Source organism: Alteromonas mediterranea DE, from assembly GCF_000020585.3.
Taxonomy (GTDB): domain Bacteria; phylum Pseudomonadota; class Gammaproteobacteria; order Enterobacterales; family Alteromonadaceae; genus Alteromonas; species Alteromonas mediterranea.
In genome coordinates this window covers 2,460,695-2,476,817 of sequence record NC_011138.3, presented here as the reverse complement: position 1 = coordinate 2,476,817, position 16,123 = coordinate 2,460,695, and the positions used below count along the sequence as shown (strand labels likewise).

Genomic DNA, 16,123 nt, shown 5'->3' with positions numbered 1-16,123 from the left:
TTGCCCTATGAAAAAGCACCGGGCGTGCAACACAAATTTGTTAGCAAGTGTAACGAGACGTCGTTTAAAGCGTTTATAAGCCTTTCGTCGCAGGGGAGTGAGGAGAAGAGACAAAACAAAAAAGGCAGAGTTTAAACTCTGCCTTCTGAATTTTTAAAAACGTTGGCTAACGCTTAAAGCACTGATACCAACGCTTTCGCTAGTGTTTCAACGTTTTCTTGGTTGATGCCTGCAATGTTTACGCGGCTAGAATCAACAAAGTACACGCTGTGCTTTTCACGCACTTCGCGCACTTGCTCAGGTGTAATACACAAGAACGAGAACATACCTTTTTGATCGTTCACAAAGCTAAAGTCTTTCGGTGAACCATTGTCGTGAAGGTTTTGAACAAGCATGGCTCGTAGAGACTTCATGCGGTCGCGCATTTCGTTCACTTCAGATACCCATTCGTTGTTCAGTGCTTCGTCAGCAAGAATGATGTCTACCAATGCACCACCGTAGCTTGGTGGCATAGAGTAGATGCCACGTGCGATTGACTGAATTTGACCCTGTGCAATTTTACGGGTTGCTGAGTCTTCAGTAATGATAGCTGCAAGACCAACGCGCTCGCGGTAAAGACCGAAGTTTTTAGAGCAAGAGGCCGCTACAATTACTTCTGGAAGATTCTCAACTAACAAACGCATGCCGTAGGCGTCTTCGTCTAGGCGTTCACCAAAACCAAGGTAAGCCACATCAATAAATGGTAAGAACTCACGCTCTTTCGCGACTTCGAGTACTTCATCCCATTGTGCATTAGTAAGATCAGCACCTGTTGGGTTGTGACAGCATCCGTGAAGAAGAACGATATCGCCCTTTTCAGTTTTGCGAAGGGTATCCATCATAGCGTCGAAACGAATGCTTGCAGACGCTTTATCGAAGTACGGATAGGTTTCAATTTTAAGGCCAGCAGAGCCAATAAGTGGAATATGGTTAGCCCATGTAGGGTCGCTTACCCATACCTTGCCATTTTCATTACAACGAACTAGCAGTTCTGAAAGAATACGCAGCGCACCACAACCACCAGGCGCTTGAACCGCCGCAACGCGGTCTGCAAGAAGTACTGGACTATTCTTACCTAAAAGCAAAGACAACATGCCATCAATAAAACCTTGATTACCCTGAGGCGTGATATAGGTTTTGCTGGTTTCGGTGTCTAAAAGCACTTGTTGTGCTTTGGCAACACTTGAAAGAATAGGGGTATTACCTTGCTCATCTTTATATACGCCAACACCTAAATCGATTTTATTTGGGTTGGTGTCTTCACGAAAAGCAGCTGACAGGCCAAGAATTGGATCTGGGGCGAGATGGGGTAATACTTCAAACACGATATGTCCTCACGTTACGTTGGTGTGCAAAAGTTAGCAGGCAGGCATTATGCCACCGATGGTAGAAAAAACGACCCCTAAAGGTTGAAAATATTTCAATTATTCGGCTAAGGAAAACGTAAACGAAAGTTTCATTTCAGAAATACCCTAAATTGAAAAAGAAAAAGCACGCGTTTCCACTGTTTTTCCTTTGTCTGAGAACCGACGCTCCTTCCATGTTAGCGTATTGTTTTTATCAACCAACAACAAAGTCGACGTGCGCGTGCCATATTTTTCGGTTTGAATGAAAATAGAAGATAATGCCTTCTCCCATTCATAACCTACACCCGTGTCGGGTAGCAGGGCATCCTCTGCTTTATTTTCGTGGCGTAAAATATTAAATAAATCGTCAGCATTGATTGTGTTTTGCTGCTGCACATAGACATTTAAGGCAGTAACCCCTTGAGTGACTTTTGGCCATGGAGTAGCAATATCAGCATTTGACAACCCATACACACCGGTATCAATTGAGTGGGTCGAATTGTTTACATTGTTGTAAACGCGAAGTGCAGTTACATCGCCAAATAGTAAGTTATATCCGTTGTACTGGTGACGAGTTTCTTCAAGCGTAGCTAAATATGCTGACTGCTCGGCATAATCTTTTTGGGCCGGGTTTTGTTTAAGCCAATTAGCAACTAATTCCCCGCGGGATACTGCATTTTTATTGATGTTGTGTGGGTCTCTCACATTGGTAAGCGCTGCAATTTTTCCGTTACGCGTAACACCCATCCAGGTACCGTCAGCTTCTAAATCCTGCCCTGCAAGCAAGTGCGGGTGGCTTTTCCAAAATGTTGAAGGTGCAGTCGGTCTTGCGTAAAACTCGTCTCGATTTGCCGCAATGATAAGAGGGTAGTCGTCTCGCATCTTGTTTGCGATAAATAAAATACACATAGCGTACCTAGTGTCCTTTTCTTAACCTGTTCACCACACATCGCTTAATTGCTTCTGTTAACAATTGCGTTACATTTCTATTTTGATTACTCTTCGTCAATGTATGCGCAGTATGATGTGTTACGTGCAGTATAGTGTGTTAGGTAATAAAAGAATATGCGGGTACAAAACAGAAGAAGAAAGCACGAAGGCCTATGAAGTATTGAAAGCAACTTGCCAATAATGTCATGCCGATGTAGCTCACCGGAATATAAAGCCCTAAAGCAAGCCTGAAATAAAACCCAATATAGAACAAAAGCAGAGCATAATAATAATGACAAAACCCTCGCACCCTAATAACCACTCTCAATTAGCCAGTAAGGTCATCGTGGGGAACGATATACCACGAAAATGGCCACAGTGGCTGTCGTCGTTTGCCGCGTGGGTGCTCACGAAAAAAGGCTGGCAAGTAGAAGGCGAACTCATTAATCAAAAAAAAGCCATTTTAGCGGTAGCACCGCATACATCAAACTGGGACTTTTTTATTGGCTTATTCGTGGTGTTTTCATTCAAGCTAAACATTAATTTTTTTGGCAAGCACACCATCTTTAAGCCACCATTAGGTGCCATTGTGAGGAGGCTAGGGGGCATTGCCATTGAAAGAAGTAAAGCCCACGGCGTGGTCACCTCTATTGCAAATAAAATTAAAGAGGCTGATCAGCTTATTCTTGCCTTAGCGCCAGAAGGCACTCGTAGCCCCATTTATCCATGGAAAATGGGGTTTATGCATATTGCACAACAAGCTGAAATTCCTGTCCAAGTCATAGGTTTGGACTACGCTAGAAAAAGAATTGTATTGGGGCCAATTATTCAGAAAGTGACTAATATAGATGAACAAATGCAAACTATTTATACGTTTTATGATAATGTTTGCGCAAAATATCCTAAAAACTGCATTATAAAGTCATAACCATTTTTGTAAGTGGTATTTACGCATCTGTCATAAATAGACTAATACGATGCGTATTTGGCTAGATCGCAAACATCTATTTTCGGAGCTTCACCCGTGACAAAATTGGGATTCACAACCCGTCAGGTACATTCTGATCGCATGCTAAACACCCCAGAACATGGTGGTGTACACAGCAGCACATCTAATTCGGTTCTTTTTGAGTTTAAAGATGCGCAAGGCATTATAGATGCGTTTCAAGGCAAGCGCGCAGCTCACGTTTACTCTCGTTCTTCTTCGCCCTCTGTGGCTGCATTACAAAATATGCTAAATGACTTAGAAGGCGGTGTAGGTACGTTATGCTACTCAACCGGGATGGCGGCTATAAGCAGTTCTTTATTTGCCTTGTTAAAGGCGGGCGATCATTTAATCGTAAGCCAATACCTTTTCGGCAACACAAGAAGCTTTTTCGAAACGATTAAAGACTTTGGTGTGCAGGTTACCTACACAGATGTGACCGACATTCAACAAGTTAAAGAGGCGTATCAGCCAAATACAAAAGGTGTCTACACGGAAACCGTCGCAAACCCTGTAACTCAGGTTGCTGATCTCCACGCCATTGGTCAATTCTGTGAAGAGAAGCACATGCTGTTTATGGTTGATAACACCATGACACCGCCGCCAGTTTTCTACGCAAAAGACGTTAAGGCATCACTGGTGTTTTGCTCATTAACCAAATACATCGCAGGTCACGGCAATGTATTAGGTGGCGCAGTGGTTGACACAGGCAACTTCGACTGGACAAAGTTTGACAATCTCAAGCCTGCTTATCAGGTCGCAGATATTGCGCAATGGGGCATCACTCAAATTAAAAAGAAAGGTCTGCGCGACCTAGGTGCTACATTAGCACCACAGTCAGCTACGGCTATTGCATTGGGCATGGAAACCCTTGATTTGCGTTTAGCACGAAGCCAGCACAATGCTATGCAGCTAGCAACGTTTTTAGACAATCACCCAAAAGTATCGAAAGTGTTTTATCCAGGTCTTGCCGATCACCCTCAGCATTTCATGGCACGTGAATACCTAAACGGTGGCTACGGAGCAATTTTAAGCTTTGATCTAATTGATGGTGCTGACCCTGTTGCGTTTTTAAACGAGATGGAGCTGGTAATCTGCGCTACCCACTTAGGCGATAATCGCACCCTTGCACTACCTGTGGCACCTACTATTTATTTCGAGAACACGGCAGAAGAACGTGAGCTTATGGGGATTTCCGATACCATGCTACGTATTTCGGTAGGTATTGAAGACACTCAGGATCTGATCGCAGATTTCGAAGCAGCGCTAAACACGATTTAGACAATGTTTTGCTATGTTAAAGTACAGAAAAAGGGGCGAAAGCCCCTTTTTCAATTTAAGCAAGTTGCTTCTTGCTACTTATCATTTAAAAAGCTTTCTACCAATTCGATTAATCAAAACCTAGCGTGATTTGACCGCGAATTTCACCACTTGGGAATGCGTCTGAATGGAAGTTTGTGTAAAGACCTCCGTCAGCCATCACGCCCATTTGTTCGGCCGTTAGCGTTGTATTAGCAGGCACGGACCACATTCCATTTGAACCGTCAGTAAGCCCCAGTAATACACCCCCATTTACACCCGCCGCACCTTCGTGAATGTGCGCCATGTTGGCTGTCATACCAGTTATAGTTACGCTACCAGATAGTGCACCTGTGGATGTGTTAAGTGTAAATGCGCCCGCACCGCTTGCTGTTGTTGTCACTGCAGGCGCTTCCTGTAAGCCATCGGCAACGATGCCGTACACTTCAATGTTGTCAGGCGTAATCTGACCTCTAATTTCACCGCTAGTATTGCCTGCTGTGTGCACATTCACATAATGGCCGCCTGATAGAAGTTGCGTAGCTGTGGCTTCATCAAGCATCAAGCTACCGTCGGTCATCCACACACCAGCTGTTTCTTCGCTCTCGACAAGCGCTTCTAGCACAGGACCATTTACACCAGCAAAACCAGTGTGAATGTGCGCCATGGTTGCATTTTCGATAGTGGTTACCGCCACAAGAGAAACATTGTTGTTTGTGGTATCGAAAAGAGCATAGCCAGAACCCATTGCCATAGTATCTACTGCTGGTACTTCTTGACTACCGCTTAGCGAGAATGTCACGACCGCTGTTGTGTCAGGCACTATTTGGCCACGGACCTCACCACTAGGGTTAGCTGTGGTGTGAACATTTAGATACCATTCACCACTAGTCAGTGCATCTAGGTTACTCGGCGAAATGTTAGTTTCAGCGAGAACATAGGTACCATTGCCAGCATCAGTCAGTGGGAAAGCAACCGGCCCGTTCATGCCAATACCACCATCGTGTACGTGCACACCAGTAACGTCAGTTAGGCCTGAAACATCAACACTTACGCTAAACGCGGGTAGGTCTTCGTCAATCTCAATCACTGCCGTTGCAGTAGACATAGTATCAACAGCAGGCACTTCTTGTGATCCGCTTAAATTAACGTTGTAAGTCATATCAGCATTAAACGCTGGTGGGGGTGGTGCTAGACCATCAAGTAACGCTAACTGCGGTAAATCACCTTCCATCGCACCATCAAGTGCGATTGCCGTGTATATCTCACCGTTTACTAGTGATAGTACACCCGTTTCGATAGCAGCGGTTTTTGTGCCTGTTGGCGTAACCGTTACCACATAGTCACCTTCCGCCAGGCTAACGTAACCTGTTTCGACAAGCTCGCCTGTATCATAGGCTATATCTGCAAAGGCGGGGTCAATGGCATCAATTTCGCCATCCGCTGTCACATAAATATCAACGTTTCCAGCAGAGGGTGCAGCATGAATAATTCGCACTTTTGCTTCAGTTGCAACAGAACGTGGCATATCAAGCAGTACGTCTAACTCTGGCGCTGCTAGAGTATTATTTGCGATAGCGGTATACGACATGCCGACTTCTAGCGATAATTCTGCATCGTCAATTGCCACAACACTACTATCGCTATCCGCTACTACATCAATTAAATAATCGCCGGCAGCAACAGAAAGATAATCGGTTGTACGAGGGAATTGGATGCCGTCTACCAACACAATTTCATTATTAGCAATTACATCAACCGCTGGCGCGTCGCTGATACCATGGACCACGCGAATCGCTGCACCCGCTTCTTTGTCCCATATTTTAAAGCTGCCATCACCATCTGCTGCAAGCAGCGTAACGGGTGATTCCCCCGTACCAACATTGTTAGTAGCTGCGATAAGCAAGTCTGCACCATCGGCGAGATTAACCGTGCCTGAATCGTACACCACCGTGGTTTCACCTGCTGGTGTAATACGAATTTGGTAATCTCCTGCTGGAACCTGAATCAGGTCTGTAGAATCAGTAAATTCAGCAGTGACAAGTGGTTGTTCCGCAGTGATGTCTGTATCGGGGGCAGTAACATAAATGTCGACCGTCGGTGCCATAGATGCTGCATGTACAATCTGAACTTGCGCATTACCGGCTTCAACGGCGGTTTCCATGCTGGTTACCGTTAATAACGCAAGTGTTTCATCGCTTACATTCCCCACGGCAAAAACGTCATAATTCATATCAGCTTCAAGCGTTACATCGGCTTGTAAAACTTCAGCGTTTTCACCTGGAAGAATGCCGGTTACGCCAATGTCGTAGGTACCCGTTTCCACTTCAAAACGGGAAGAAGCGACTTGGTAGTCTACATTTTCAAGGCTGTTTAATATGGCATCATTTGCGGTAACGTTAACCATGGGGGCATCCGATGCGGCATGAACAACCCTAACATTGGCAAATTCTGGAGTGGGCTCTTGAACCACATCGTCGTCGTCATCTGAGCAACCGAATAAAAACAGTGGTAGTATTGAACAAGCAAGGAGTGCTTTGGTCCTTCTCATATTTCGTATCCTCTTAATTGTGTTGTGGCAAACTCGATTACGCAAAGCGAAATAGAGAAGATCAACCTCCTTGCAACGTTAACGCAATGTAATGTTTTCATAATGTTTACATGTCAAGACTTTGTTCTATTAAATAGAACAAAGCCTTCTTAATTTTGATATTTTCATCCAAGCTGGTTGGCCTAATATATGAGTCCTTTCGAGATAACAGATATTGGAGGTCTGCATGAAGACAGTACTAGCGATTTTTTCTAGCCTTAACGGTACAGAGGGCAACTCATCTAAACTCGCCAACGAGTATCTACTAAAAATTGAGAACGACGATAGCGTGCGCATTAACCGCGTGGATGTTGCTTCACTGGCGCTGCCGCATTTAACTGGCGAAGAAATGCAGGCGTGGATGACGGATGCATCTGAAAGGAACGAGTCTCAACATGCATTGGCAAAAATTTCTGACAATATTGTTGAGGCAGTGAAAGCGGCGGACGAAATTGTACTTGCAGTACCTATGTATAACTTTGGCATTCCTTCTAGCCTTAAGGCCTACTTCGACCGTATCGCAAGGGCTGGTATTACTTTTAAATATACAGAGACAGGCCCTGTAGGCTTGTTAGAGAATAAATCAGCCACGGTTTTTGCAGCCCGTGGTGGTGTTTACGCTGGTTCAGACTTTGATACACAAACACCATATTTAAAACATTTTTTAAATTTCATCGGGATCAGCGATGTAAATTTCGTTTATGCTGAAGGACTTAACATGGGTGAAGAACAAGCGAATAGCGCTTTTGCCGATGCGAATGAAAAAATTATTGAACTAACGAAGGGCTAAACACACTAAATTAATGCAGTTAGCTAAAACGTAGGAAGTATGTTTTCAGCTATAAGTGTGTTCCAAGTTGAGTGTGCTTGATTGCCCCGCGTATTACGCGGGGCTTTTTTGTTTGCCCAGCGAAGCTGGCAAACCCGTCAGGTTGAAAGAAACCTGAATCACCCTGACTGAGGGGAAGATAATCCGAATGGCAAGGGCGTTGTTGGCCAACGACAGGGTCCGAAGGAAGCCATAGGAAGTTAGAGGTACACAATGAAAGTGAACCTGATTCGGCAAGGCAGGTGGGTAAGCGTGCAAAATAGCGCGAAGCCCGATACTCAGTCAGACCTGTTTTGTGTTTGAGGGTGGAATTTCTAACAGGGAGCCAGTGCAGTAACTGGGGAAGCCTGGCATTGGATCCAATCAAATGGTTGGACGTATCGTTCAAGGAGTGATCCAAGAATGTTGCGAGTGTGAGGTGGCAGATGAACCCGTAGTAGTGAGTAAGGCTAGGCCGATGAAAGCCAGTAAGGCAGGGCGTTGTTGGCCAACGACAGGGTCCGAAGGAAGCCATAGGAAGTTAGAGGTACACAATGAAAGTGAACCTGATTCGGCAAGGCAGGTGGGTAAGCGTGCAAAATAGCGCGAAGCCCGATACTCAGTCAGACCTGTTTTGTGTTTGAGGGTGGAATTTCTAACAGGGAGCCATAACGTGGTTACCAGAACAGTAACTGGGGAAGCCTGGCATTGGATCCAATCAAATGGTTGGACGTATCGTTCAAGGAGTGATCCAAGAATGTTGCGAGTGTGAGGTGGCAGATGAACCCGTAGTAGTGAGTAAGGCTAGGCCGATGAAAGCCAGTAATGGTGTGGAGGGTAAAACCAAGCCGACTATCAGCATTGTGTTTGATAGGATCCATTTTAGCCAAAAGCTTAAATGGATTGCGAAGGGGGGAAGCAGACTTTAAGACTCTGATGAGTTGTGAGTTTTTTTATCATTGATACACAAGCCGCCTGATCAGCGGGACAAGTCGAATCGGTGCGCTAGGAATAGTGATGTCTGGTGAGACAGGCCGTATATGGGAAGTAATTGTAGTCAAATTTGGTAGATTGCCTCAGTGCTAGAACGCCAAACCCTGCAATGAAAGTTACCACAATGTTAGAAAATGAACGATGTCCATAGGGCGCACGATACTAGATTGCAAATTAGCATTGTGTCACTTAGCAAGTGATATGAAGTATGCAGGAGCCGTATACGAGGCCCGTACGTACGGTTCTGTGAGAGGGATGAGGCGCAAGCCTCACCCTACTCGATATGGGCGATATATTGTTCGGTTTTGTTACCCACTCTGTTTACGCAGTGAATAAACTAACGACTATTCGCTTTTAAGCAAGGCTTCTATATCTGCAATAAACGCTGCATCTGTGGGCTTAGTTGAACTAGGGTAGTGGGTAATTTGTTTCCCTGAACTATCAATAAGGTACTTGTTGAAATTCCAAGATGGGGCTTTGCCTGTCGCGTTTTTAAGCATACGGTACATAGGGTCGGCATCGTCACCTTTAACAGAAATCGGCTCAAACATCGGGAACTTAACGCCATAGGTTAGTTCACACAATTCAGCAGTTTTACCTTCATCGCTATCTTCTTGATTAAAATCGTGAGAAGGAAAACCCAACACGGCAAAATCTTTGTCTTTGTAGTTGCGGTAAAGTGCTTCTAAACCTTCAAACTGGGGCGTGTAACCACAATAACTCGCAGTGTTAACGACCAACAAGGTTTTTCCTGCGTACTCGTCACACAAGTTTACGGTTTCTTGAGAATTGAGTTTACGCTTCATAAATTTAAGTACGCTAGGGCACTCGTTCGCGTAGCTCAAAGATGTGAATAAACTAAGTGAAAGTAGGGCAGCCGCATAACCTTTAGTCTTCATAGTGTTTTACCTCTCATATCAATGTTTGTTATTTTAGTCGTTGTTATTTGTCCAAACCATTAACGGGATTGGTTTACGTTTGGTTCACTACCACTAACGATGAACGTTAGAGCAATCAAGGTTACTCTGCGTATAATGTTAACGCTTTTTACATAACAACGACTTAAAATAATGAAAAAATATTCTTCTTTAGTCATCGCAGCCAGCGTGGCTTTCGCGCTAGGCGGATGCGCCAGCACAACTAACGATATAGCAGCTAAGGCGGCTTTCCCTTCACTTCCAGCCGCTACGGTACAGCAAACAGTCACCCCTGATGTTGCATCGCAAAGTGACGCGGAAACCGGTGAAATCACGCTTAAACAGATAATGTCAGATCCGCAGTGGATTGGTGCATTGCCGACATCAATGGGCTGGTCGGTAGATGGCGGTAAAATAGTTTTTGAAAGAGAAAAGCAAAACAGCGCATTAAAAGATGTTTATATTGCAGAGCTTTCAAATCCAGCACGTGCGGTTAAAGCGCCTTTATCAGATTTACATAAGTACCGTTTTGACGAACGAGTAGTGCGAGATGATGGGGTTATTGCGTACTCGTTTGAAGATAGTGTGTATGTTCAGTTCACTAACGGTGAAACGGTGCATCTGGCACGAGGAGGGAACGCACTCTCTACGCTTTCGTTTATGACCGATGGTCGGTTGATGGCCCTGAGTGGCAACAAGTTCATAGCTATCGACCTGTCTAATGGCACACGTGAAGAGTTACTAAGTTGGGCGTTTAAAGATGCGCCTGAAGCCGTTGAACCAGCGAAGGACTATATCGCCAAGCAGCAGCAATCGCTGGTGGAATATATAAAACTACAGCGTAAAAATAGACAAGATAAAGATAAGGCCCACAAAGCGCTTGCCAACGAAAACAAGAGCGTAGCACCAACGCCTTTTTACTTTGACAAGTCTCATAGGCTAGCTGGGATCAGCGTATCTCCTGCGGGAAATTATGCGGTGGTTGCAACAACTGAAAGCAAGCCTAGCCGCGATGATACCGACATCATGCCGCACTACATTCAGGAAGACAGTCGTATTGCTGCTAAGCCAGTACGCCAGCGGGTTGCCGATGCTGAGCCGGTGAATCACGTATTATGGCTTCTCAATTTAAAAACAGGTGAGAAAAACGAACTTAAATACTTCAACTTGCCGGGCTATAACGATGATGTTCTGGCTAATGTAAAAGCGGAAAATGCCGAAGCAAAGGGCGAATCGTATGAAGTGAATCGCTTACCACGGGACATTACGCTGCTACAGAGTTGGTACTGGACCAAGCCTTCAATTCGCTGGCACAAAAACGGAAACGCTGTCGCGGTAATGCTTGAAGCGTGGGACAACAAAGACCGCTGGATAGCCACCATCGATTTGGCGAATAAAACGCTAGAAAACCAACATAGGCTACATGACGATGCATGGATCAACTATCGTTTTAATGCATTTGGTTGGATGAATAATAGCGAGACATTGTACTACCAGTCTGAACATACAGGCTTCTCGCATTTATACATACAAAAGCCTGACGAAGCGCCAATTGCGCTAACAAGTGGGCGCTTTATTGTGGATGACTTAACACTTTCTCATGACGACAACTACATTTACTTCAAAGCGAATATGGAGCACCCAGGGCTTTACGAAGTCTATCGCGCTGACTTAACCGACAACACTATCGATACCATGACCGATTTAAATGGTATGACGGATTACTCGCTTAGTCCTGATGGTAAAAACTTGCTATTGAGTCACAGTAAAGTAAATAAGCCACAAGAGCTTTATATCAAGCCGGCTAATGAAACTTCTGCGGCAAAACAAATTACACAAAGCACTAGCGCCGATTTTAACGCGCTACCATGGGCAGTGCCTAACATCGTCGCTATTGAGTCATCGCATACCGAGGCACCTATTTACGCTCGTGTTTATTTACCAGAAAACTACGACACGTCAGCACCTAATAAAGCGGTGGTGTTTAACCACGGTGCGGGCTATTTGCAGAACGCCCACATGGGGTGGTCGGGTTACTTCAGGGAATACATGTTTCATAGCATGCTTGTTCAACAAGGCTATGTGGTACTTGATATGGATTATCGCGCCAGTGCTGGGTACGGGCGAGATTGGCGCACGGCTATTTATCGCCAAATGGGGACGCCAGAAGTGCAAGATTTGCGTGACGGTGTTAACTGGCTTGTAGAGAATGCAAATGTAGATCGTGAGCGTATTGGCACATACGGCGGTTCATACGGCGGCTTCTTGACCTTTATGTCTATGTTTACCGCACCAGATCTGTTTGCAGCAGGTGCAGCTCTTAGGCCGGTAACCGACTGGGCGCATTACAATACGCCTTATACAGCAAATATTCTAAATACGCCTGACATCGACCCCATCGCCTATGAGCGCAGCTCACCCATCTACTTCGCAGAGGGGTTAGAAAAACCGCTGCTTATCAATGCGCCTATGGTGGATGATAATGTATTCTTTTTGGATACCGTGCGACTTGTGCAGCGTCTTATAGAGCTTGAAAAAGAAGATTTTGAAACTGCTATTTACCCAGTTGAACCCCACGGCTTTGTACAGCCAAGTTCATGGTTAGACGAATATCGCCGTATCTATAAACTTTTCGAAGAAAACTTATAAACAGCGCTTAACGAGCGATTTCCCCCGTGTTTAAATGCACGGGGTTTGTTATCGCACAGTCAATATAAAAAGGCCCAAATTCAAAAGAGTTCGGGCCTTTTTCTGGTGTGATATTTTTCTTTGTCTGCTTATAGCATGTTATTGAAGTCAGCAGCGCGTATGAATAGCGCTACCATGCAAAACAACCTATATACGCTTTGCCGTAATAAACATCAGCAAAAAGATGGTGATACCCGTAAGGGCTCCGAATAAATGCGCATCGACAGCAACTTTAGCATCAATAAGGTTAGCGACTTGTTCGCTACTACCGTCTATTTGTTCGTATCCCACTTTAATCGCTAATCCAATAAGTAGTAACCAACCCGACTTCATCTTTTCCTTAATATCAACACAGGCGCCCCATGCAAAAATGCCGTGAAGTGCGCCAGAAAGCCCCGCATACCAAATAAGGTCTGGTGAAAAAAAGTAAAGCCCAACACTGGTGCCTAAGCAGCACCACACAAAGACTTTCAAGAACAAACCAACGCGATAATGTTCGCCGTGTAACGCCCACAAAAGTGCTAGACCCGCTATATTTAAAAGCAGGTGGTAGCCATTAGTGTGAACGATGTTGCCACTCACTATTCGCCACGTTTCTAAACCCTGAATGGCGAAGCGGTCGTAAGCTAAATAATTACCCGATAAGGGTTCAAAGAAAAACGCGATAAGAGAACATAGCGCAATAAGTAAGGGGCCAGCACTATACTTAAGCGAAAACGGCAGTGAATTCATCAGTGTTAGTTATTTTTGAATTTCGAATTTGCTGGCTATGATACAGAAATTGCCCACAGGGTGAAAACTGAAGTACGCCTAAAAATAACGAAGACGACAGTAAAGGAGTAATTATGTCTCACATCATTACCGAAATAAAACAGCAGTGCCTCACCATAACCCTCAATCGACCAGAAAAGAAAAATGCACTAACCCGCGATATGTACCAAGACATGGCGAACGCCATTTTAGGAATAAAAAACGACGGTATTACTAAAGTTGTTGTTATTAAGGGGGCGGGGGATTGTTTTACCGCCGGCAACGACATCAGCGACTTTGCACAGCAGCAGGATCACGCTCAAGTACCAGAAACCGCTGCTTTTATGCGTGCGCTCACAGCATGTAATTTACCTGTTATTGCGCAAGTTCATGGGTTAGCCGTGGGAATAGGTACAACCCTTTTACTTCATTGTGACTTTGTATACGCCACCCCAGATACCCGATTTGTTCTACCGTTCATCAACTTAGGGCTTGTTCCTGAGTATGCATCAAGTTATCTTTTGCCTAAGGTTGCAGGTCATATCAAAGCGGCAGAGTGGCTTATGCTGGGCGAACCCTTTACCACTGCCGATGCCTATCAATTTGGTATTCTGACTAAGATTGTCGACGCGCAGGAAATAGATCAAGCGGTTCAAACCACGGTAGAAAAACTCGTTGCCAAGCCTTCATTTTCGCTTAAACAAACAAAAGCGCTGTTAAAAGGTGACGGGGAGCGAACAAACCAACAAATGAACGAAGAGTTTGATATATTTTTAGAAGCGTTGGGTACTACCGCAGCCCAAGAAGCGTTTGATGCGTTTCTTAAAAAACGCCCCATTAACCCCGAAAAGTTTAAATAAGAGGAAGTATTATTTTGAGACGCAGTGCTTTGTTCAGAGCTTCAGTAGTAACCCTGGCATTATCTAGTTGTTTTATTTTTGGTGCGAACGCTAAACAAGCTCGCGAAGTGGGTGAGCCAGAAGCGGCAACGGGATACGTCGAGAAACAGGCGTTTGAAGCCAAAGACTATATGGTTGTGGCGGCAAATCCCTATGCGTCTTGGGCGGGAAAGAATATTTTAGATAAGGGGGGAAGCGCCATTGACGCGGCCGTGGCCGTTCAATCTATGCTTTCTTTAGTTGAGCCGCAATCATCGGGTATTGGCGGTGGTGCGTTTATCCTTTATTGGGATAACAAGAACAAAGTACTTCATACCTTTGACGGGCGTGAAACGGCACCAAAAGCAGTAAATTCTCATTGGTTTATCCAAGGGAACAAACCAATGCGTTGGATAGACGCTGTAGTAGGCGGCAAGTCAGTAGGCGTGCCTGGTGCAGTTAAAGCGCTAGAAATGGCACAAAAAGAGTTCGGCAAGCTGCCTTGGAATACGCTGTTTGACGATACAATCAAAACAGCAGAAGACGGCTTTAAGGTTTCGCCTCGCTTAGCCAAACTGGTTGCGCTAGATTATCACCCAGGGCTAAAGACCTTTCCAGCGAGTTCGACCTATTTCTTTCCAGCAGGCCTTCCTTTAAAAGAAGGCACAGTAAAGAAAAATAAGAAACTCGCTAAAACCCTTAAAGGCATTGCTGAAAAGGGCAGCGACTATTTATTGAAAGGTGAAGTCGCTGAAAAAATAGTAAAAGCGGTGAATAGCGCTGAAATCAACCCAGGTCAGATGACGTTAGAAGATTTAGCAAGCTACGAGCCGGTAAAACGTGAACCTGTTTGTGGCCTATATCACGAAAAACGTATCTGCGGGATGGCACCGCCGAGCTCGGGCGGCGTGAACGTGTATCAAATTTTGAAAATGTTAGAAGGCTTTGACCTTAGCCAGTATGCGCCCGATTCAGTCGAATTTGCGAATTTGTACACGCAGGCAAGCGCACTTTCGTATGCCGACCGTGAAAAGTTTATAGCGGATAGCGATTTCACCAATTTGCCATTTGCTGCCATGATCAATACGGCTTACCTTGAGCGCCGTGCAGAAAGCATTAGTGTTGATAAAGAATGGCGTCGCAAGCGCGCCGGTAATCCATACGCTGACGCAAACGTAGCGCTTGGCACCTCAATGGAGTTGCCTAACACCTCGCACGTTTCAATCGTAGATAAAGAAGGCAATGCAGTATCCATGACCACAAGCATTGAATTCATGTTTGGCTCTGGGATTATGGTAGAAGGCTTTTTGCTAAACAATCAGCTCACCGACTTCTCGTTCTCTCCAACGAAAAATAGATTCCCTGTCCCTAACCGCGTAGAGCCTGGTAAGAGACCTAGAAGTGCTATGAGCCCCACAATGGTGTTCGACAAAGAAGGTAACTTAGAAGTGGTTGTAGGCTCACCGGGTGGCTCGAGAATTGTAAGCTATGTCGCGCAAACGCTAATTGGTGTTTTGGACTTCGGTTTAGACATTCAGCAAGCGATAAACCTGCCTAAAATCACCAATAGAAACGATTATACGGCGTTAGAGAAGGGCACACCTATAGCTGAGCTTGAAGCGCCATTAAAGGCACTTGGTCATAACGTAAAAGTGGTGGATTTAAACAGCGGTCTTCACGGAATTCAGTTTAAATCAGGCAAACTAATTGGCGGTGCTGACCCTCGTAGGGAAGGTATTGCAGTAGGGCGCTAATTTGGCGTTTGCCTAGTTAAAACTAGATTCAGCAATGCGCTATTGCGTGAGAGAAAGCGGAAGGTTAAATATCTTCCGCTTTTTTTGTTTGAGGCGAGCGGTAACACTCGAGAGAAGAATTCTCTTTTATCGATTAGTTCGTGTAA

Annotated in this window: 13 protein-coding genes; 8 read left to right on the top strand and 5 right to left on the bottom strand. The window is 44.9% G+C overall.

The features are described 5' to 3' along the window. Positions 1 to 173: 173 nt before the first annotated feature. Complete coding sequence (locus MADE_RS11050) at positions 174 to 1,364, bottom strand: amino acid aminotransferase (RefSeq protein WP_012519167.1); 1,191 nt, start codon at positions 1,362 to 1,364, stop codon at positions 174 to 176. A gap of 147 nt (positions 1,365 to 1,511) precedes the next feature. Further along, positions 1,512 to 2,294, bottom strand: a complete 783-nt coding sequence (locus MADE_RS11045; protein WP_012519166.1) for an NRDE family protein — start codon at positions 2,292 to 2,294, stop codon at positions 1,512 to 1,514. 313 nt (positions 2,295 to 2,607) lie between these two features. Here MADE_RS11045 and MADE_RS11040 point away from each other — a divergent pair, with 313 nt between their 5' ends. Then, positions 2,608 to 3,243: a 1-acyl-sn-glycerol-3-phosphate acyltransferase gene (locus MADE_RS11040; protein WP_012519165.1), complete on the top strand. Its 636-nt coding sequence runs from the start codon at positions 2,608 to 2,610 to the stop codon at positions 3,241 to 3,243. Between the two features lie 96 nt (positions 3,244 to 3,339). Next, positions 3,340 to 4,581 (top strand): cystathionine gamma-synthase family protein, encoded by a 1,242-nt coding sequence (locus MADE_RS11035; RefSeq protein WP_023559739.1) that lies wholly within the window; start codon positions 3,340 to 3,342, stop codon positions 4,579 to 4,581. 109 nt (positions 4,582 to 4,690) lie between these two features. Here the strand turns inward: MADE_RS11035 and MADE_RS11030 are convergent, their stop codons facing one another. Beyond that, positions 4,691 to 7,150: a CHRD domain-containing protein gene (locus MADE_RS11030; RefSeq protein WP_012519163.1), complete on the bottom strand. Its 2,460-nt coding sequence runs from the start codon at positions 7,148 to 7,150 to the stop codon at positions 4,691 to 4,693. 226 nt (positions 7,151 to 7,376) lie between these two features. On the opposite strand from MADE_RS11030, the gene MADE_RS11025 reads away from it, so the two are divergent. The 3 genes from MADE_RS11025 (at position 7,377) to MADE_RS11015 (ending at position 8,926) form a co-directional block, all read left to right on the top strand. Continuing rightward, a complete protein-coding gene (locus MADE_RS11025; protein ID WP_012519162.1) occupies positions 7,377 to 7,979 on the top strand; it encodes an FMN-dependent NADH-azoreductase in 603 nt (200 codons plus the stop codon). 406 nt (positions 7,980 to 8,385) lie between these two features. Then, on the top strand, positions 8,386 to 8,601 hold the full coding sequence (locus MADE_RS11020) for a hypothetical protein (RefSeq protein WP_023559738.1): 216 nt from the start codon (positions 8,386 to 8,388) through the stop codon (positions 8,599 to 8,601). A 118-nt stretch (positions 8,602 to 8,719) separates the two neighbouring features. Next, entirely contained in the window at positions 8,720 to 8,926 is a 207-nt protein-coding gene (locus MADE_RS11015; protein WP_012517740.1) for a hypothetical protein, read from the top strand. Between the two features lie 408 nt (positions 8,927 to 9,334). Here the strand turns inward: MADE_RS11015 and MADE_RS11010 are convergent, their stop codons facing one another. Further along, positions 9,335 to 9,889: a glutathione peroxidase gene (locus MADE_RS11010; RefSeq protein ID WP_012517950.1), complete on the bottom strand. Its 555-nt coding sequence runs from the start codon at positions 9,887 to 9,889 to the stop codon at positions 9,335 to 9,337. Positions 9,890 to 10,060: 171 nt separating this feature from the next. Here MADE_RS11010 and MADE_RS11005 point away from each other — a divergent pair, with 171 nt between their 5' ends. After that, a complete protein-coding gene (locus MADE_RS11005) occupies positions 10,061 to 12,556 on the top strand; it encodes a S9 family peptidase (RefSeq protein WP_023559737.1) in 2,496 nt (831 codons plus the stop codon). 186 nt (positions 12,557 to 12,742) lie between these two features. Here MADE_RS11005 and rrtA read toward each other — a convergent pair whose 3' ends face one another. Continuing rightward, positions 12,743 to 13,327, bottom strand: a complete 585-nt coding sequence (gene rrtA / locus MADE_RS11000; protein WP_012518678.1) for a rhombosortase — start codon at positions 13,325 to 13,327, stop codon at positions 12,743 to 12,745. A gap of 113 nt (positions 13,328 to 13,440) precedes the next feature. Between rrtA and MADE_RS10995 the strand changes: the two genes are divergently transcribed. Next, positions 13,441 to 14,205 (top strand): enoyl-CoA hydratase, encoded by a 765-nt coding sequence (locus MADE_RS10995; protein WP_012518677.1) that lies wholly within the window; start codon positions 13,441 to 13,443, stop codon positions 14,203 to 14,205. A gap of 14 nt (positions 14,206 to 14,219) precedes the next feature. After that, positions 14,220 to 15,977 carry a gamma-glutamyltransferase gene (gene ggt, locus MADE_RS10990; RefSeq protein ID WP_012518676.1) on the top strand — a complete coding sequence of 586 codons (1,758 nt, stop codon included), beginning with the start codon at positions 14,220 to 14,222 and terminating at the stop codon, positions 15,975 to 15,977. The last annotated feature ends 146 nt before the right edge of the window (positions 15,978 to 16,123 follow it).